This window comes from Paenibacillus sp. FSL P2-0173, from assembly GCF_038008045.1.
Lineage (GTDB): Bacteria > Bacillota > Bacilli > Paenibacillales > Paenibacillaceae > Paenibacillus > Paenibacillus polymyxa_B.
Genome location: NZ_JBBOYK010000005.1, coordinates 209,430 through 228,430, shown reverse-complemented (window position 1 = coordinate 228,430; position 19,001 = coordinate 209,430). Strand labels below are relative to the sequence as shown.

Here is a 19,001-nt window from a genome sequence, read left to right as displayed (position 1 = left end):
ACCCCCTTGTTCTTAGTTGATTAAGGCAAATTATAGCAGAAATACCGCTAAAGAAGGAACGTTTTTTCAATAAAATAAATTTAGAAGGAATAATTTTTCTTTTATTGGATACAAAAAAGACGCCTCTTCAGCAGAGACGCCATTTTCCTAAATCAACCCGCAAAGGGTTCACATCTATTAATAGTATGGGGCCATGAACACGTACACCAGTACCCCGGTCAAGCTCACATATAGCCAAATTGGCATCGTCCAGCGCGCAATCTTACGATGTTTTGCTACCTGCATCGTCCATCCCCATACAACCGTGAACAGTGCCAGCGGTACAATAATCGCAGCCAGTATGCTATGCGAAATCAACAGCGTAAAGTAGATCGGCCGAAGGATACCCACCCCACCATATTTTGCAGTTTCCGGCGAAATGTAGTGAAAGGTCAGATAGGAAAATAAAAATAAAACGGTACTGGCGAAGGCCAGCAAAACAAAGGTTTTATGAAGCTTAATGTTCTTTTTGAAAATAGCAACCAGTGCAGCCACCAGAAAAATAAATGTGAAGCTGTTAAAAATCGCATTCAGCCTTGGGAAAATAGTGAGATCAAAACTCACACTACCCTGGTATCCGATCGGCGAAAAGAACAGCAGCAAAATAATCACGTTGGCTATAATGGAAACGGTGATAATCAAGGCTGTAAAATTACGATTGCTCGTTGGAACGTACTGCTTGTCCTCACTCGCTTTATTCATCATGAGCGTCTCCTTCGTTAAATTCAGGTTTTCGTTACTGTTGTAGTCATAACCATAATATATTATATAGAACTCATGGACAGCCTGTGAAGTGACAACAGTATGAACAATTTCACAGCCATCTGTCAGAAAATATGCTTCAACATTTGAAAATAGCCCTTTACTTCCCTATATCAACGGTAGAATGCATTGATTTTACAAGCTTTATGCACACAAAAAAACACCGGGAAGGTCTGATTACCCGCTCCGGTGTTGTGTCGGTTATGCAATTAAACAGCCTTGATGATCCATATTCATTGCTGCCATACGTCACTGTATTCCTGATGGCGCTTGAACAGAGCAAGCGCGTACGAGCAAGCAGGAATAACCTTTTTATGCTGATTCCTTGCCATATCAACCACTCGGTCGATGAGCTCCTTGCCGATTTTTTGACCCCGTAACTGCTCGGATACAAATGTATGGTCAATGACCAATGAGTGGTCATCTATGGATTTATAGCCTACTTCTGCAACTACCTGTCCATCATCCACCATGACTACTGCATGGTCCTCCTCGCGAATTTGTCTCATGAAACCAATCTCCTTTCTGACTGAAGAAAATCCCGTTACAACTCCATGCTAACGTATTACTGCAATCACTTCATGCCGACGCTAGATATCCTTATCATTCCCCTATTTAGGAATCAGCGAAACATTACATACGAGGATTTTGCAAAAATCCCATAAGCGACTTCCAATGAACAAGATATAGATCGAAATGGTTTAGTTCGTCTATATCTTGCACTTCGGAGCGACTGGAATCGAATTTTTCAAAATCCTGATACATAAAATAGGATCTATCGTCGACACTATATTTATTCCAATTAAGGCAAGGGAGGTGCTGCGTTGCGTACGGAATTAAAACCTGTCATCCCGTTTGAACCGGAACTGAGCGAAAAAGTACCTGTAGATCCGGGCCTTTGGCGTTACGAAATAAAATGGGACGGTACGAGAATTATGACGTATCACGACCAGGGCGGTACGCGTCTGTTCAACCGCAAGCAGCATGAGCGAACGCTTTTATACCCGGAGCTTGCTCTCTTCCCCTCCTACTGTAAGGCTGATTCGGTCATATTGGACGGGGAAATGATCGCACTCGGTGCCGACGGTAAGCCATCGTTCCATGAAATTATGCGACGGGATCTGATTCGTCGGACGGATCGAGTTCAGTCAGCCTATGAAGCTGTACCCGCTACTTACATGTTGTTTGATATTGTTTATCTGAACGGGGAGTGGGTTCATCTTAAACCGTTACAGGAAAGGCTTGAACTGCTGCATCAGATCATCATACCGAATGAACGGATTCAACTGGCTCCCGCTCATCCTGATGGACAAGCTCTATTTCAGGTCATGTGCAGCCAAGGAATGGAAGGCATTGTGTGTAAAAAGCTAGATAGTCCGTACACATTGGGCGGAAAGGACGGACGATGGCTCAAGGTCAAAAATTATGGCGATATCATTGCCGTTATCGGTGGCTATACCCTAAACGGAGGCATTATCAATGCTGTGTTGCTGGGCCAATATGATAAACAAGGAATGCTGCGCTATATCGGGCATGTGGGGACGGGTAAGCTGACTCGGGAAGATTGGCGTCAGCTTACCGAGCGCCTGCTACCACATACCATATCGGAGCGACCTTTTAGCAATAAACCGGATCGGCATCAAGACGCATTTTGGGTGAAACCCATGTATACCGCCAAGGTTCAATATAGTGAATGGCGGTGGCAAGAAGGACGTACCCTGCGTCAGCCCTCCATACAAGCCTTTGTGAATCAGGGCCCCGATCAGTGTATCGGCCCCTGGATGTGACGTTTTACAGATATATTTTCAAAAAAATGCGGAACAAAGTTTGTATAAATCATTGCAACCAGTGGTTAATTAAATTACAGTTAACTAATTAACTACATCGAGGTGGATCGCATGTTCTTTTTTTTGGACTCCGAAATTCGTCAACTGGCCTATAATCTCTTTCCAGGTGGCAATAAACCGATTGGTGTTTTGGTAGATTTATTTTCCATAACGTATGAAATACGTAAAAACATGGAAAAACGTTCGCGTGAATTTGGTCTGTCCTACGGGCAATATATCGCGCTTTGTGTACTTTCAGCGCAAAGAGATGAAATGTCATCTCCTTCTGCTTTGGCTGAAAAGATGGGGGTAAGCCGGGCAGCAATCAGTTCTATGGTTATTTCTCTCGAACAAGAGGGATTCATTAATAAATATGACGATCCCAATGACAAGCGGGGAGTGTTCGTGTCCCTGAACGATAAAGGAAGAAGTAAAATTCAACAGATGGACCCCTTTTTCGTAGGGCTGGCTTCACGTCTGATGTCAGACTTTAGTGAGTCGGAAATCTGTCAGTTCCAAACCTATTTGTCACGCGTACGTTCTGCGTTTGAAGATGTCAAAGGTTCGCGTCTAACCGACTCCAGAGAGGAGAGAGAAAAATGGTGCGAAGACTGAGACAAAAACTGTTCGTCAAACTTGCCCGCATATCGGCTGGCAGAATGGTAGCTGCGTCCGATTTCAAACCTTCGCATTCTCCCAAAGTACATCGGAAAGAAAGGATCATTCCCACCTCTGTTGGTGACTCTAGGGTGATTGTATATGAACCTTCTCACCGGTCTGCTGATCCACTCCCTGTATTTGTAAATTTCCATGGCAGCGGCTTTGTAATGGGCAGCGCCGAAATGGATGATCCCTGGTGTCCGGTCATTACTGAACGTGCGAATTGCGTTGTCGTTAATGTCGATTATCGCTTGGCCCCGGAGCATAAATTCCCTATCCCGCTACAGGAAAGCTATGATGTAACCCAATGGTTGTACGAGCATCCTGATGTGCTCAACGTAGATCCTCAACGCATTGCGGTCGGGGGACACAGTGCAGGTGGTAATCTAGCGGCAGCGCTGTGTCTTATGGCCCGGGATCGCAAGGAATTTCCGATTGTATATCAGGTACTGGATTACCCACCATTAGATATTGCTACAGATCCCAAATTGAAGCCCCAATTCGAGAAAGCGATTCCGCCACGAGTAGCAAAAATCTTTAATGAAAGTTATCTGCACTCACCAGATGAGGCGCGGAATCCGTTAGTTTCCCCCATTTTTGCAGAATCACTACATAATCTCCCTCCTGCTTTGATCATAACCGCGGAGTTGGACTCCTTGGCTGACGAAGCCGAGTTGTACGCCAAACGGCTGATTGAAGCAGATGTGCCCGTGACGTATAAAAAATACATGGGTGCCGCACATGCATTTACCCATAGCGGCGATCTCGCTGTAGCTGAAAACGCCTGGCACCTGATGAGCGATCAGTTGAAATTGGCATTTGAATTCCGCATCGGAGACGTCCTGGCAGAACTGAAGAAATAGAAATAAGCCTCCTGCTTCCACTGCCATTATGCAGGGGTTCAGGAGGCTTATTTTTTATCCTTACAAACTGTTAAAAGCGTCAGTCAATACAGGCACAATTTGCGATTTTCGCGATACAACGCCTTTTAGAACAGCCTTGTTGTCATCCAACTGTACATTATAGGCTTTCTCAACCGCTTGTGCTTGGCTTCCCAGGGCAATACCAATGGAATCACTGTTCACAATGTCTGTTACAACGAACAGGAACAGATCGAGATTTTTGGCCTCAATGGTTTGGGATAATGCAACTTCTAGGTCAGCTTGACGCGATAGCACATCGTTGACGTCTACTGCGTTCACTTGAGCAATTTCCACTTTGCGACCATTCATCTGAAATTCTTTGGCATCCAGACTTACTAACTGTTCAATGGTGTGACCACTCAAATCAGCCCCCGCTTTAAGCAAGTCAAATCCGTAACGATCTGCATCCACACCAGCAATTTCAGCCAGTTCACGAGCAGCAGCTACGTCTTGATCCGTGCAGGTTGGGGATTTGAACAACAGGGAATCGGAAATAATCGCGGACAACATTAGACCTGCGATTTCTTTCGGAATCGCTACACCATTTTCCTTGTAGAGCTTGTTCAAAATGGTGGCTGTGCAACCCACTGGCTCAGCGCGGAAGTATAACGGCTGGCTTGTTTCAAAGTTAGCGATCCGGTGATGGTCGATGACTTCAGTTACACGTACTTTGTCAATATCAGCGGCGCTTTGCTGGCGCTCATTATGATCGACCAGAATGACGTTGTCCGTTTCAGCAGCAACCTGCTCAACTAGACGTGGCGCGCTCACTTTGAAATAATCCAGTGCATACTGCGTTTCCCCGTTCACCTCGCCCAGACGAACCGGCTCTACGTCCGCACCCAGTTTGGTTTTTAAGTCTGCATAAGCAATAGCTGAGCAAATGGTATCCGTATCCGGATTTTTATGCCCAAAAATCAATGTTTTTGCCAACATAATCGACTCCTTTGCCTTAGGCATTTTACATGATTGTGAAACCTCAACAATTCCAATGCAGATTATATCATTAAATCTCGCATTCTCCCATTCCCCTTCGATTGTTTTCAAAAATAATCTAGTAAATTCATAACATTTCCATGGAATCTATATGTGATGTTACCCTTATTTTTTCTAAAAATATAAAAAACATATAGTAATATATCCCACCAATATGGTAAGATATGCCTCAAAACTGGCAAGTTAGTCACCAGTGGTCAATTCTATTATTTTAGATATTAAGGGAGGCGTGAGAACAACGGCAGTGGCTTCAAATCCTAGTATGTAGACATATCATATTTTGATTGAAAAGAGGGAAATCTTTGAAAAAGCCGATCATTTTGCAAAAAATACCTGTCGTATCACTCGCTCTTGCCTTGACGGTAAGCTTGTCTCTGCCGTCTGTCAGTTCTGCTGCTACCGCAGATCTGCAAATCAACTCATTTTTGGAAGCTCAGCAAGCATTGACTATTGAGGCGGCTCCGGCCTTCATTTCGCCAGAGCTAAGCACAGATTCTTCCCGCCAGGTCAGAGTCATCGTACAGCTTGATGGTGAGCCCTTAGCCGTGGACAAGTATGCGGCACGTTCAGGCTTCCAAGCTTTCACAGCTCAATCTGAGCAAAAAGCGGAATCCGCGATTGCCACCGAGCAAACTACGTTCGTAGACCAAGCCGCTGAGCATGGTATTTCTCTTCAGGTGAATTACCAGTACAACACGGTGCTTAACGGCTTGGAGGTCACACTACCAGCCAATAAGATTCCAGAACTGGCTAAACTGCCAGGTGTAAAATCCATTCATGAAAACAAAACGTATTATTCCATCCCCGTACAGGACCCGCCAACACTTACAGCCAGTGAAGCCACTTATGATAACGCACCGCTGGACCAGATTGGTGTTCCTGAAGCCTGGGCCAAAGGATTGAATGGCGAGGGAATCAAGGTCGGGGTTATTGATACTGGTATCGATTATGAGCATCCGGATTTGAAAGAAGCCTATAAAGGCGGATATGACTCTTTTGAACAAGACAACGACCCTTACGAGGAACCGTTCCTTGAAAAAGAAAATGACCCATACGGCACAGGTTTTAGCGGAACGACACATGGTACTCACGTCTCCGGCACAATTGCCGGTAAAGCCGCAAATAAATCCTCGGATATTGTGCAAAAGGGTATTGCCTATAAATCGGACTTATACGTGTATAAAGTGCTTGGACGCAATACCAAGACGGGACGCTCCTCCGGTTCCTCCGCACAGGTCATTGATGGCATTGAACGCGCTGTCAAAGATGGTATGAACGTCATTAACCTGTCGCTGGGCTCGGATTCCGAAAAGGACCCGAACTCCCCCGACTCCATTGCTATTAATAATGCTGTACTTTCCGGCGTAGTCGCGGTCATAGCGAATGGTAATGCGGCACAGGAAGGCCCCTATTTTTATTCCATGGGTTCTCCCGCAACATCACAGTTGGCGATTTCCGTCGGTGCAGCCACTTCGCCGAGCAAAAGCTTCTCGGGTACAGCTTCGGTCACCCGTGACTCCTATTGGGAGGCTAACGGTGAATTGAAAAAGACCGTAACTGATGATGCTTATGTACATTATGATTTTAATTTGATGGGCTGGGAGACAGGCAGAGAAGACTTTGCCTCCATTTTGGGAACTGCCCCTTATGAGCTCGTATATGCGAATCTGGGACAACTTGATGATTTTGAAGGGAAAGACGTAGCAGGAAAAATCGTCCTCGTTTCACGCGGCAACTTGGCATTCGTGGATAAAATCGCAAATGCGAAAAAAAACGGTGCGAAGGCTGTTATCGTTTTTAATGGGAATACGAAAGCGGGTGACATCACCAAAGCTGATTTAGGGGAAAGTATTTCAGGTCGTAATGACTACGTAAATTCCAATTTGGGTGACAGCTTTGACTTTATTCCGACCTTTGACATGAAAGGTAAGGAAGGGCGCGCGCTGGCTAAACAACTTGTGGACAATGCTGGAGAGAAGTTCTCCGTCTCCTTTGGGGCAGATTATATTCGTACAGATAATGCAGGCGATACGATGGCCGGTTTCAGCTCCCGTGGACCGAACGGAGATGAACTGCTCAGCATCAAGCCGGATGTGAGCGCACCGGGTGTGGGCATTTTATCAACCTACCCTGCCTTCGCCAAGTTCTATCCGGATGCATCTTATGAGCAAGCCTACAAACGCAGCAACGGTACAAGTATGGCGTCTCCGCATGTGGCTGGACTTGCTGTGCTGCTGAAACAACAGCATCCAAACTGGACACCGTTTGATATCCGCGCTGCTCTGGCAAACACTTCGGTTACACTCTTTGATGAGGATAAAATCCAATATGATGTGTATTCCCAAGGTGCAGGCCTTGTAAACATCGCTAATGCGATTCAGACGCCAGCCCTGCTGGAAACCGTCGAAAAGATTACGATTCTCGACAAAAACTTTAATCGGCAGGAGGTTGTGAATTACAATCCTTCCGCCAGCTTCGGGGTGTTACGACCTGGTAGTGATGCGAAGCAGATTCAGCTTCAACTCAAAAACTTGTCGGCTAACACTGTGCAATATGAAGCCAGCACCGTTTTACATGATAATGTAACTTCTGATCCAACTAAGCCGATTGCTACACCTGACGTGAGCAACATTGCCGTTCAGTTGCAAGGTGTGGGCGCGAATGGAGCAATCTCGGCAGAACCGGGTAAATCGCAACCGTTCTTCCTGTCTGTACAACCAAATTCAGGTGCAACCACAGGTGTATATGAAGGGGAAGTTATTCTGAAAAGCGCCGGACTGCCAACACTTCATCTGCCGTTCGTCGTTCATGTGGGCAAAGAAAATCCTACAACTGGCTTCGGCTTGCAGGACTTGAGTGTCACCAACCCGATTATTTATCCGAGTCGTACAGGTGCTCAACGCTCAACAGATTTGGCATTCCGCCTGACCACAGATAAAACCAACCAGATAGCGCTTTATGTATACGGCGTTGATGATAAATTAATTGGTCTTATTGACGGCATTACGACTTCAAAAGAACAAGGAGCCAACGCTCGCCTCAAACAAGGCGCATATTCCTTCAAGGATATTGACGGAAGTTACGTCGAATTAGATGACAATGGAAAACCTGTTCTGGATGCTAACGGTCAGCCCGTTATTCAGCATTTGAAGGACGGCGTATACAAGCTGGAAGTCAGTTCTCCAGAACTGAATAAAGACGGCGAAGTCGTACGCAATACCGACGGTCCTAAACTCTTCACCGCCACTAAAGCTATCCGTGTGGATAATAGCGCCGCATCCAGCGGTAGTGTTGGAGGCAGCGGTGGTGGAGGTGGCGGCAGAAGCAATACTACACCTTCTGCTGCAACGAACACATCCACTCCTGTCTCTACATCTGCACCTTCACTTCAAAGCGTTGTGAAACAAGGGCAGGCTGTTAAAACTGTCACTACAGCCGTTGCATTGAACAATAATGTACAGTCGCTGACAGTAACCGAGGCAGATTTACAGGCTGCCGTGACAGCAGCAGGTTCCAGCCCGACAGCTATTGTACTGTCGGCTACTAGCCAAGCAGGCCAAACGACGAAAGCATCGCTCACTTCCACACAACTGGTAACGTTGGGCAAGGCTGCAGCAGGAAGCAGCTTGATTGTAAGCAATACAGGCTCTTCTCTGGCTTTGCCAGTATCCGCTCTGAAAAATGTTCCTGCTGGTGCAGGCATTGAAGTGATAATCAGCAGCCAGAGAGAGGCGAGTGGCACTTTTACAAGTAAGCTGAAAGGCTCCAATGTGATCGGCACCCCGGTAGGGTTTGAAGCTAATGTTGTCACTGGTGGCAAGAGTCAATCGCTCAAAGTTGCTCCAGGACAGTTCATAAGCAGATCCTTTACCGTACCTGGTCAAATTGATTCCAATACAGCCGGTGTACTTTATACGGCAAACGGAAATGTCTATCCCGTTCCATCCGTCTTCACCAAGCAGGCTGATGGATCTACCGTCGTCAAGGTAAGCCGACCGGGCTTCTCGACGTATGCAGCGGCGACACGTCCCGTTAGCTTTGAAGATATTTCATCGTCGTATGCCCAATCCGAAATTCAATCGCTGGCGAACAAGTTGCTGATCAATGGCACGACCGACACGACTTTCTCACCGAAGAAGAAAGTGACACGTGCAGAATTTGCAGCCCTGGTAACCCGAGCACTCGGCCTGACACCGGGTACTGCTGCACCATTCAGTGATATCCCGGCAGGTAGTTGGTACTCCGGCGATGTAGCAGCCGCTTATGAAGCTGGTTTGATTACGGGTCGCAGCAGCGACAAGTTTGATCCGAACGCTAATATCAGTCGTCAAGAAATTGCTGTCGTGCTGGGTAAAGCTGTAGATCTGCTTCAAATCAAAGCAGCAGTCGATGGCCCTGCACGTACACCGTACCATGATGCTTCATCCTTTGCAGGCTATGCCAAGGACAGTATTGAAAAAGTAAGTGCAGCAGGTATCATCAACGGAGAAGCGATTAAAGGCTCCTCCTACTTCCAGCCGAATGCACCTACAACCCGTGAGGCATCTGCCAAGGTGCTGCATGTGCTTTTACAGAAAGCTTCGCTGATTAACTAACAATAGAAAAGCCTCCCGAGCCGTGTTATAACCAAAGCTGCGGTTCGGGGGGCTATTTTTATGTTACTCCATAATCTTAAATACTATACTGTTCCCGCTAAAGGTAACGTTACTTTGAATACACTTCCCGTTCCCGGTGTGCTTTCGGCCGTAATGTTCCCGCCGTGTGCTTCTACGATAGACTGTGTAATGGCCAGACCAAGGCCCGCCCCGCCTGAGCTACGTGTACGCGATTCATCTCCACGATAAAAACGCTCAAATATCCGCTCCAGCTGTTCTTTACTCATGCCTGGTCCGTTATCACGAATTTGGATATCCACCAACTTCTTACCTGCAGACAGGTTTACCTGGATCACACCTATTTCCATATCGGTATGCTGAACAGCATTGTGAAACAAGTTGAGCACTACCTGCTTGATTTTATCCCCCTCTGCCAATACCCGTATACCTGCCGTCATATCAAAAACCACTTTACGTGTACCTGCCAGCATAAGGAGCTGCGGTTTCATTTCCAGCAGCAACGCATCTAGTGATATGTCTTCCAGCTTCAACTCCGGTGTTCGATCCAGTTTAGCCAACAATAGTAAATCAGAGACAAGTTTATTCATCCGCTTGGATTCACCATACATACTTTCTAGTGCCGACTGAAGCTGCTTCGGATTAGATGCTGCCCCACGAAGCAGCACTTCCAAGAAGCCGTGAATAGACGTTAGCGGGGTGCGCAGTTCATGGGAAGCATCCGCAATAAATCGTCTCATCTGCATCTGCAATTCCCGTTCGGCAGCAAAAGAATGCTCCAGCCGTTCCAGCATCCCGTTAAATGAAACCGCCAAACGATCCACCTCATACTGCCCTTGCTCTGCGTCAAAGCGTTCGGCCAGATTGCCCGCATCAATACGTTTGACTGCCTCGACCATCCTGGAAAGGGGCACCAACGTGCGGCGCAGCACAGGAAGCATAAGCGCCAACCCAATCGCAAGCGCAATCAGAGACAATAAAATAAAGGTGCGGAGCTGGTTAATCAATTGCTCTTGCATAGAAGTCGTGGATACGCCCATTTGAAGTAAACCGGACGAACGGTCAGGTGGACCGAGCGGACGGAATACAACCAGTTGCTCTTTCCCCTGAGCATCCGTGATTAATTGATAGCCGTGGCGCATGCGTTTGCTCTGCTGCATTGCATGATATTGCTCAGTGGTGAGACGTGGCGGCTTAAGTCCGTTTTCGTTGGACAAGCTCTGGAAAGTGCCGTCTGTATCTATAGAAGCGAGCGACATATCCGGCCAAAACAAAAACGGCCCCGGTCGATTATTCCTCCGATTGGTTTGTTCTTGGGGAGCGGTTACCCCACTCTGCTCCTGCGAATCCTTAATCAATAAATCGGCAGGAATTGAATTTAACTGCGTATCCATAGCTTCTGCCCGACTGCGATACAGAAAATCTTTCATCAGAAAATATTGTAGAAAACCAATCAATACGAGCAGCAAAGCCAAAATGAGTAACGTTCTAGCCAAAAGCTGGGACCGGAGAGAACGAAGTGCATATTTTCTCCGACTTTTCCCGCCCGCCTTCATATCAGATCCACCCGGTAGCCCACACCGCGCAGCGTACGAATGACCCGGTGCTCCTTGTCTTTGAGTTTTTCACGTAAGGAGCGAATGTACACCTCAACAATATTATCCTCGCCTCCAAAATCGTACCCCCATACCCGGTCCAGAATACGACTTTTACTCAGCACAATCCCGTGATTAAGCACCAGAAACTTCAATAGTTCATATTCGGTAGGCGACAGCTCCAGCACCTGACTCTGATAACGAATTTCCTTGCGTCGATCATCCACTTGAAAGGGGCCGTGAACCACTTCCCCCAGCAGATCGGGGAACTGATTGCGCAAGCGCGCTTCAATGCGAGCCAGCAGCTCATTAAAACTGAAGGGCTTTACGACATAATCATCCGCGCCGAGTTTTAATCCCTTTACCCGATCGTCTACATCATCCTTGGCGGTCAGCATAATGACCGCGATGTTATCCTCCGTCTCCTTGAGACTTTGGCACACCTCAAAACCGTTCATTTCCGGCATCATCACATCCAGCACCGCTACATGCGGACGAAACTCTCTTGCCAAATCGATCGCTTTACTCCCGTTCTCGGCGGTTCTGACTTCATATCCTTCATTAATCAGTCCAAGCTCTAAAAATTGCAAAATATGAGGCTCATCATCTGCCAGCATAATTTTAACTCCGTGTATTGGATTCATTATTAATCTTCCCTTTCATGTTGCCGCATTTTTCTCATAAAAAAGTCAGTTCATTTTTACCTGTATCTAATATACCTGAATCCTGTCGCAAAAAAAGTACCTCTGCTCAGCTTTCAGCTAACGTTCAGGGAGCGCTCAGAACCCATTAAGGTACGTATGGCATGATAATAGCAAGCCGGTAGTTCACCGGGCCAAGATCAGAAGCGACTGGTCATTCCGCAGTCCTGAAGATAGCGGCTAGAACAACGGAATAAATACAAAGAATTTTCACAGGGAGTGGAATGAACATGATTAAGAAATGGTTTAAGACCAGGGCGGACATCCCCCTGATCATCATTATGCTGATATCCGCATTTTTGAACGGATACAACATCTGGCAAGACAAATATGTAAACACCTATTACACGACGGCCGTAGCAAGCATGCTACAGAGCTTTCACAACTTCTTTTTCGCCTCACTTGATTCTGCTGGATCGGTAACGGTAGACAAACCGCCTGTGGTTTTCTGGATTCAGACACTGAGCGCCTATATATTCGGGCTTCACGGATGGAGCGTTATCTTGCCACAGGCGCTGGCTCAGGTCGGATCAGTCTTGCTCGTTTACTTACTCGTCAAACCGAGCTTTGGTACGATGGCCGCACGATTGGCCGCCTTCGCTATGGCAACGACACCGATAGCCGTAGCGGTTAGCCGCACGAATAACATCGATGCTATGTTGGTTTTCACACTGTTGCTCGCAACATGGCTATTGTTCAGAGGCATTAGAAATAGCAAAACCGGGCTGATCCTTGCTGCTTTCGCAGTCGTAGGCATTGCCTTTAACGAAAAAATGTTGCAAGCCTATATGATCGTTCCGGCATTGGGTCTGTTCTATCTGCTGGCCTCCAAGTTTAACTGGAAGCGAAAAGCAGTAACACTGGTAGGATCAGCAGTTGTCCTCCTGATCGTATCGCTCTCCTGGGCAGTCGTAGTGGACTCCACTCCGGCAGATGAACGCCCTTATATGGGGAGTAGCGGTACGAACTCTGTGCTGAATTTGGCCTTTGGTTATAACGGCCTGTCCCGTCTGACAGGAGATCAGGGTACAGGTGGCAATCGTGGCGGTGAACGCACGGATCGGAACAATAACGCTACAACGAATAGCAGCGATACGAACACAGATCAAGCTCAGACGACTACAACATCGGACAGCACTACCACTACGGATGACTCTGGTGCCAACAACATGGCAGCAGGCGGATTCGGTGCAGGTGGTCAAATGCCGCCGGGTGGATTTGGCGGCAACGGACAAGGTGGTCCTGGAGACGGGCAAGGTGGCCAGGGTGGTCCAGGCGGTGGACCGGGAGGAAATTCCGGTGGCGGCATGTTCGGCACTGGCGAAAAAGGACCTTTGCGGTTGTTCCAATCTTCCCTGTCAGGTCAAGCCAGCTGGCTGCTTCCATTCGCATTGATTGCTTCCATCGGTCTGCTTGCAAGCATTCGACGTCGTAATATCACACAAAAACACAAAGAGGTCATCTTCTGGCTGGCCTGGTTGATTCCCGTAGCTGCGTTTTTCAGCGTAGCAGGATTCTTTCATCATTATTACCTGATTATGCTCGCGCCACCAATTGCAGCGCTCTTTGGAGCAGGATTCGTAGAATTGTGGAAGCAGTATCGTGAGCGTTCCAACTGGCTCTCCTGGCTGTTACCCGCAGCAGTATTGGCAACCTCGGTATTTAGCTGGTTTGTTTTGCAAAATTACAACGATACCATTGGCAGCGGCTGGTCCATCGCGGTATTGATCCTAGGGATCATCGGCACGGTGCTGCTGATAGTAGCACGAATGAAATCTGAGAAGTTCACAAGATTCGCCATCATTGCAAGTGTACTCGCTATGTTTATCGGTCCTGCATACTGGGCATTGACACCGATCATCTACGGGGGGAACAGCATGATTCCACAAGCCGGACCCACTCAATTTGGCGGTGGTGGTGGCGGAATGCCGGGCGGCAATGATCGCAATAGAGGTCAGAGCGCCAATGGACAACAAGCCGAAGGAACTCAAACGAATAACCAGACCAATAATGCAGAGAATTCCAGTCCTGATGGAAATACTTCAAGCACACAAACAAGTACAGACACGGAACAAAAATCTTCTACCCGTTCCAGAGGAATGGGGGGACCCAACGGTAGCCAAAGTTTAGATCAAAAAACGTTGAGCTACTTGCAAAAAAATAACACAGGTGAAACCTACCTTTTCGCAGCAAGTAATTATTCAACGGCTGCTCCTTACCTGGTCGAGGCCGGACAAAAAGTAATTATTATGAACGGTTTTGTATCTTCCGATCCAGTCTATACCGTCGATAAAATCAAGGCGCTGGTCGAAAGCGGCCAAGTGAAGTACTTCATGATTTCTGGTGGAGGTGGCGGACCAGACGGCGGTAACTCTGAAGTCACTGCATGGATCAAAGAACACGGCAAAGTGATTCCTACAGATGAATGGAAAACAACAACAGGCGAAACAAGTACAGACGTTAAAGCAACCGAGAGCGGAAGCGACACCACGAACAGCAATGCGAACGCCCAGGATGGTCAAGGTGGCCCTGGCGGAGACGAACGTGGCGGAAGCGGTACTTTATACGAAATCACATTATAAATGAGGAGGAACTACGAATGAGTGAACCCATCCGTTATTCCATAGTTATTCCGATGTACAACGAGGAAGCCGTTATTACGGAAACCTACCGGAGGCTGAAACAAGTTATGGGCTCGATGGGTGAGCCCTACGAGCTGATCTTCGTAAATGATGGAAGTTCGGACCGCAGCGTCCAATTGATCAAGGAATTCAGTCTCAGAGATGACACCATTGTATTGATTGATTTCTCTCGCAATTTTGGTCATCAGCTAGCGATTACTGCCGGGATGGATTATGCGGTGGGGGAGGCGGTCGTCGTCATTGACGCCGACCTCCAGGACCCGCCGGAACTGATTGTTGAGATGGCTAACAAGTGGAAGGAAGGCTATGAAGTGGTCTACGCCAAACGACTCAAACGCAATGGCGAGACTCGCTTCAAGAAATGGTCTGCCAGCCTCTTCTACCGTGTACTTAAAGCATCAACGGATATTAATATCCCGGTCGACACCGGGGACTTCCGCCTAATGGATCGCAAGGTCATAGAAGAATTGAAACGGCTACCGGAAAATAACCGATTCGTTCGTGGACTGGTCAGCTGGATCGGTTTCAAACAAACTGCTGTAGAATATGAGCGCGACGAGCGGCTCGCAGGCGAAACCAAATATCCGTTGAAACGAATGATCAAGCTCAGTCTGGACGGGATCACATCCTTTTCGATTAAACCGCTCAAGCTGGCAGGGTATATCGGTGCACTTCTATCCATGTCCGGCTTCCTGTATCTGATGTACGTACTGTTTCTCAACTTTTTCACCGACTCCTATGTGATGAAGGGCTGGTCGTCTATGATCAGCATCAGCCTGATCTTCGACGGGGTGATCCTGATCATTCTCGGTATTATGGGTGAATATGTTGGACGCATTTATGACGAAACCAAAGCACGTCCGCTTTACATTGTCCGTGAGCATCTGGGTGGACAATACGAAAACGGTCCGACGCATGCTATGAAAGTCCCTGAACCCCGTGACTCCCTGTACATGAAAGGAGCCCGTGAGAGCCTGATTTCGACAGGACGCACAGTGCGCGGCAACAGTGCGGTATATACCGGACCCAAATCCGGTCATGGAGCCTAACCCATGAAAAGTCGCATGGCCCAGCTGCTTCCTATGATCCGATTTGGCATCGTAGGTCTGGTGAATACGGGTGTAGATTATATCATTTTTATGCTGCTGGCTTGGGGCGGAGTGCCGGTCATTGTAGCGCAGGTCATTTCGTACAGCTGCGGCACAGCTAACAGTTATATTTTGAACAGCAAATGGACATTCAACAAACAACTATCAAACAACACTAATAAGGGTCAATTACCTAAATTCATCATCATTAACCTCATCGTATTGGGGATAACCTCCTTATTACTGCAAGTGCTTCACACTGGAACCGAGTTGCCGCTTGCTTTAGGCAAGCTGATCGCGACCGCAGCCGGAATGATCATCAATTATATCGGGAGCCGATACTGGGTATTCGGTTCCCCATCCCGAAAGGAAAGTGAGTTTCTATGAGAAAAATTACAAAAGCTGTTATTCCAGCCGCCGGATTAGGAACCCGTTTTCTACCAGCTACGAAAGCTTTACCGAAAGAGATGCTTCCCATCGTAGACAAGCCGGCTATTCAATATATCGTAGAAGAAGCCATCAAGTCCGGAATTGAGAGCATCATTATCGTAACGGGGCGTAATAAAAAAGCCATCGAGGATCATTTTGACAAGTCTGTGGAATTGGAGCAGGTACTGGAGAGCAAAGGTAAATATGATCTCCTACGTGAAGTTCAAAGCATCGGGGGTAAAGCAGTCATTCACTATATCCGTCAAAAAGAACCCCTCGGCTTGGGACACGCGGTAAGCTGCGCTCGTCAGTTCATTGGCGATGAGCCCTTTGCCGTGTTGCTGGGCGATGATATTATGAATTCCTCCACCCCGGCGATTCGTCAAATGATGGATGTTTACGAAGCGACTGGCAAGCAAGTGGTCGGCGTGCGCACAGTGGAAGAACAAGATGTGAGTAAATACGGCATTATTGACTCCACTCACCAGAACGGTCTCATTCACGAAGTCGGCGGACTTGTTGAAAAACCATCTCCGGCAGATGCCCCTTCGCGGCAGGCAGTCATTGGTCGGTATGTATTAGAGCCTTCCATTTTCTCTATATTGGAAAACCTGTCCACTGGAGCGGGCGGTGAATACCAATTGACGGATGCTCTTCATCAAGTAGCGTTGCAGAACCAACTGCTCGCATTAGAACTGGAAGGCACACGTTATGATATTGGAGATAAAGCTGGATATCTGGAAGCCGTGCTCCACATGGGTATGCAACGCGAAGATTTGCGTCCAATGCTTGACTCCATGATGCGCGAGTGGGCGCTTGCTTCAATGATAAAATAGGGGGATTTCCTCCCTCCGAAATCCGACGGGTGCTGTGAAATCACGAGAGTAGATGGATGAACATGTAAAATTGTACACTATAGGAGTACAGCAGCATTTGAGTCTACACGGCCGCCCGGTCGATACTAAGGAGGAAAAGAACCCATGATCCCTGAAGGAAATCTGCAAAGTAATGTGGATCGTTTCAACGGTTTTGCCGACAACTACGATCAGCACCGCCCGGAAGCACCGTCACTCGTCGTGGAAATCATCAGCCGCTATCTGGAGCGAAACGTAGAGCTAGTTGCCGATATTGGCTGCGGTACAGGACTTTCAACTTTCATATGGGAAAACGCCGCTCGGCAAATCGTCGGTATCGAGCCTAACCCGGACATGAGAGGAAAAGCGCAGCACAAGCTGGAGACGGCAGGAACGACAAGGGCAGGAACCATTTCCTTCAAAAGCGGGTTCTCCAACAACCTGCCCTTTGAGGACGGAACTGTAGACGTCATCACCTGCTCTCAATCCTTTCACTGGATGGACCCCGAGAGCACGCTTCAGGAAGCGGGCAGGGTCTTGGCTCAGGGCGGCGTGTTCGCGGCCTTTGACTGTGACTGGCCTCCGGTGCTGCAATGGCAGATAGAGCAAGCTTATACAGAGCTTATCACCAAAGCGGATACCCTTTTGGAACAGGAAGCCCCAGTAGAGCAACAAGCTCATAAATGGAGCAAGGATCAGCATTTAGCTAATCTGCACCGCAGCGGACAATTCCGATATACCCGGGAGATTGTCTTCCATAACCGTGAGCAGTGTGACGCAGCTCGTTATACAGGGCTCGCTCTAAGCCAAGGGGGTATTCAAAGTCTCTTCAAACTTGGCAATCGAGCGCTTGACGTCGATATAGCCCGCTTCGTGAAGCTGGTAGAGAATCATTTTCAGGGCAGAACACTAGACATCCTGTTCAGCTATCGTATGCGGCTCGGCATCAAGTAGAAAGGAATCAAGGTCATCGTGGATGATACGCTCTTCGGCTTAGGGCAAAAAAGACTCTCCCTCGCCTCGTAAAAACGAGTGCGTACAGGAGAGTCTATTTTGCTTCAATAAATAGCCACAGTCATATCCTTGCAAACCCTTAGTCACAGTTCCAATGTGTCTTCGACTTAGGAAGAGCGAACAGCCAATAAGTGCGCCAACCGGTCAGGATAGTCCGTGATGATGCCGTTCACCCCGGCCTCCAGCAGACGCTTCATTTCTTCTGGCTCATTCACCGTCCATGGGTGGTATACGACGCCTAATGCCAAAGCCTCTGATACAGCTTCTGGCGTAACAACTTGTTTGTAGGCATGGAGTGCTGTTACCCCGAATTGGGTTGCATACTCGGATGGACGAACCATAATTTCGATATACAGCGCCCCCGTCTTGATTTCAGGAGCAAGCTGCGCACAGAGCGCCAGCGATTCGTGATTGAAGCTGGATATGATTACACGCTGTTCCAACCCAAAACGCTTCACGGCAGCAATGACCTCTTCCTCCATACCCGGATAGAGATAAATGCTGTTTTTCAACTCCAAATTAATAATTGTATTCGAGGACTGGGCTAGTTCCAGTAGCTCATCCAACATCGGGACCCGCTCACCTCGGAATTTCTCATCAAACCAACCGCCCGCATCCAGTTTATTTAATTCTTCCAGCGTAATATCCCTTACATCCAGTGAGCAACCTGTCGTACGCTCCAGCGACTCATCGTGAATCAGCACCAGATGCCCATCTTGGGTACGCTGCACATCCGTTTCTATACCTGTTGCTCCCAGTTCCAAGGCGTGGCGGAATGCCGCCATCGTATTCTCAGGACATACACCTGAAGCTCCGCGGTGTGCGAAATTAATCACCTTTTCGGTTACAGTCACAACAT

15 protein-coding genes are annotated in these 19,001 nt (G+C 47.7%); 9 read left to right on the top strand and 6 right to left on the bottom strand.

The window, feature by feature from the left end:
- Window positions 1-177 precede the first annotated feature (177 nt).
- Window positions 178-744, bottom strand: coding sequence for a DUF420 domain-containing protein (locus tag MKX30_RS24115; RefSeq protein ID WP_013308403.1), 567 nt, complete (start codon window positions 742-744; stop codon window positions 178-180).
- A 290-nt stretch (window positions 745-1,034) separates the two neighbouring features.
- Complete coding sequence (locus MKX30_RS24110) at window positions 1,035-1,310, bottom strand: GNAT family N-acetyltransferase (RefSeq protein WP_013308402.1); 276 nt, start codon at window positions 1,308-1,310, stop codon at window positions 1,035-1,037.
- 315 nt (window positions 1,311-1,625) lie between these two features.
- Here MKX30_RS24110 and MKX30_RS24105 point away from each other — a divergent pair, with 315 nt between their 5' ends.
- The 3 genes from MKX30_RS24105 (at window position 1,626) to MKX30_RS24095 (ending at window position 4,150) form a co-directional block, all read left to right on the top strand.
- Entirely contained in the window at window positions 1,626-2,588 is a 963-nt protein-coding gene (locus MKX30_RS24105; RefSeq protein WP_068938321.1) for an ATP-dependent DNA ligase, read from the top strand.
- Between the two features lie 111 nt (window positions 2,589-2,699).
- Window positions 2,700-3,242 carry a MarR family winged helix-turn-helix transcriptional regulator gene (locus MKX30_RS24100; RefSeq protein WP_023986644.1) on the top strand — a complete coding sequence of 181 codons (543 nt, stop codon included), beginning with the start codon at window positions 2,700-2,702 and terminating at the stop codon, window positions 3,240-3,242.
- A complete protein-coding gene (locus MKX30_RS24095; protein WP_341063662.1) occupies window positions 3,227-4,150 on the top strand; it encodes an alpha/beta hydrolase in 924 nt (307 codons plus the stop codon). The genes MKX30_RS24100 and MKX30_RS24095 overlap by 16 nt, the downstream gene beginning before the upstream one ends.
- A gap of 60 nt (window positions 4,151-4,210) precedes the next feature.
- Here MKX30_RS24095 and MKX30_RS24090 read toward each other — a convergent pair whose 3' ends face one another.
- The gene (locus tag MKX30_RS24090; protein ID WP_269321404.1) at window positions 4,211-5,146 is read right to left on the bottom strand and encodes a manganese-dependent inorganic pyrophosphatase; all 936 of its coding nucleotides are present in this window, start codon (window positions 5,144-5,146) and stop codon (window positions 4,211-4,213) included.
- Between the two features lie 362 nt (window positions 5,147-5,508).
- Between MKX30_RS24090 and MKX30_RS24085 the strand changes: the two genes are divergently transcribed.
- Window positions 5,509-9,801 carry a S8 family serine peptidase gene (locus MKX30_RS24085; RefSeq protein WP_341063660.1) on the top strand — a complete coding sequence of 1,431 codons (4,293 nt, stop codon included), beginning with the start codon at window positions 5,509-5,511 and terminating at the stop codon, window positions 9,799-9,801.
- 83 nt (window positions 9,802-9,884) lie between these two features.
- Here the strand turns inward: MKX30_RS24085 and MKX30_RS24080 are convergent, their stop codons facing one another.
- Together MKX30_RS24080 and MKX30_RS24075 are read right to left on the bottom strand one after the other, a co-directional pair.
- Window positions 9,885-11,375 carry a sensor histidine kinase gene (locus tag MKX30_RS24080; protein ID WP_341063659.1) on the bottom strand — a complete coding sequence of 497 codons (1,491 nt, stop codon included), beginning with the start codon at window positions 11,373-11,375 and terminating at the stop codon, window positions 9,885-9,887.
- A complete protein-coding gene (locus MKX30_RS24075) occupies window positions 11,372-12,058 on the bottom strand; it encodes a response regulator transcription factor (protein ID WP_341063658.1) in 687 nt (228 codons plus the stop codon). The genes MKX30_RS24080 and MKX30_RS24075 overlap by 4 nt, the downstream gene beginning before the upstream one ends.
- A 287-nt stretch (window positions 12,059-12,345) precedes the next feature.
- On the opposite strand from MKX30_RS24075, the gene MKX30_RS24070 reads away from it, so the two are divergent.
- The 5 genes from MKX30_RS24070 (at window position 12,346) to MKX30_RS24050 (ending at window position 18,082) form a co-directional block, all read left to right on the top strand.
- A complete protein-coding gene (locus MKX30_RS24070) occupies window positions 12,346-14,697 on the top strand; it encodes a glycosyltransferase family 39 protein (protein ID WP_316243203.1) in 2,352 nt (783 codons plus the stop codon).
- A gap of 17 nt (window positions 14,698-14,714) precedes the next feature.
- Window positions 14,715-15,806, top strand: coding sequence for a glycosyltransferase family 2 protein (locus tag MKX30_RS24065; protein ID WP_160788965.1), 1,092 nt, complete (start codon window positions 14,715-14,717; stop codon window positions 15,804-15,806).
- A gap of 3 nt (window positions 15,807-15,809) precedes the next feature.
- Window positions 15,810-16,232: a GtrA family protein gene (locus MKX30_RS24060; protein ID WP_023986637.1), complete on the top strand. Its 423-nt coding sequence runs from the start codon at window positions 15,810-15,812 to the stop codon at window positions 16,230-16,232.
- Entirely contained in the window at window positions 16,229-17,110 is an 882-nt protein-coding gene (gene galU, locus MKX30_RS24055; RefSeq protein WP_023986636.1) for a UTP--glucose-1-phosphate uridylyltransferase GalU, read from the top strand. Before MKX30_RS24060 ends, galU begins: the two co-directional genes overlap by 4 nt.
- A gap of 144 nt (window positions 17,111-17,254) precedes the next feature.
- Window positions 17,255-18,082: a class I SAM-dependent methyltransferase gene (locus tag MKX30_RS24050; RefSeq protein ID WP_071559451.1), complete on the top strand. Its 828-nt coding sequence runs from the start codon at window positions 17,255-17,257 to the stop codon at window positions 18,080-18,082.
- A 167-nt stretch (window positions 18,083-18,249) separates the two neighbouring features.
- On the opposite strand, the gene MKX30_RS24045 is transcribed toward MKX30_RS24050, so the two are convergent.
- Window positions 18,250-18,996, bottom strand: coding sequence for a glycerophosphodiester phosphodiesterase (locus MKX30_RS24045; protein ID WP_069080765.1), 747 nt, complete (start codon window positions 18,994-18,996; stop codon window positions 18,250-18,252).
- Window positions 18,997-19,001 lie beyond the last annotated feature (5 nt).

What these genes read in the sequence shown, in the direction of transcription:
- MKX30_RS24115 (WP_013308403.1), bottom strand. Translation starts at nt 744, where the DNA reads ATGATGAATAAAGCGAGTGAGGACAAGCAGTACGTTCCAACGAGCAAT.
- MKX30_RS24110 (WP_013308402.1), bottom strand. Translation starts at nt 1,310, where the DNA reads ATGAGACAAATTCGCGAGGAGGACCATGCAGTAGTCATGGTGGATGAT.
- MKX30_RS24100 (WP_023986644.1), top strand. Translation starts at nt 2,700, where the DNA reads ATGTTCTTTTTTTTGGACTCCGAAATTCGTCAACTGGCCTATAATCTC.
- MKX30_RS24095 (WP_341063662.1), top strand. Translation starts at nt 3,227, where the DNA reads ATGGTGCGAAGACTGAGACAAAAACTGTTCGTCAAACTTGCCCGCATA.
- MKX30_RS24090 (WP_269321404.1), bottom strand. Translation starts at nt 5,146, where the DNA reads ATGTTGGCAAAAACATTGATTTTTGGGCATAAAAATCCGGATACGGAT.
- MKX30_RS24080 (WP_341063659.1), bottom strand. Translation starts at nt 11,375, where the DNA reads ATGAAGGCGGGCGGGAAAAGTCGGAGAAAATATGCACTTCGTTCTCTC.
- MKX30_RS24075 (WP_341063658.1), bottom strand. Translation starts at nt 12,058, where the DNA reads ATGAATCCAATACACGGAGTTAAAATTATGCTGGCAGATGATGAGCCT.
- MKX30_RS24070 (WP_316243203.1), top strand. Translation starts at nt 12,346, where the DNA reads ATGATTAAGAAATGGTTTAAGACCAGGGCGGACATCCCCCTGATCATC.
- MKX30_RS24065 (WP_160788965.1), top strand. Translation starts at nt 14,715, where the DNA reads ATGAGTGAACCCATCCGTTATTCCATAGTTATTCCGATGTACAACGAG.
- MKX30_RS24060 (WP_023986637.1), top strand. Translation starts at nt 15,810, where the DNA reads ATGAAAAGTCGCATGGCCCAGCTGCTTCCTATGATCCGATTTGGCATC.
- galU (WP_023986636.1), top strand. Translation starts at nt 16,229, where the DNA reads ATGAGAAAAATTACAAAAGCTGTTATTCCAGCCGCCGGATTAGGAACC.
- MKX30_RS24050 (WP_071559451.1), top strand. Translation starts at nt 17,255, where the DNA reads ATGATCCCTGAAGGAAATCTGCAAAGTAATGTGGATCGTTTCAACGGT.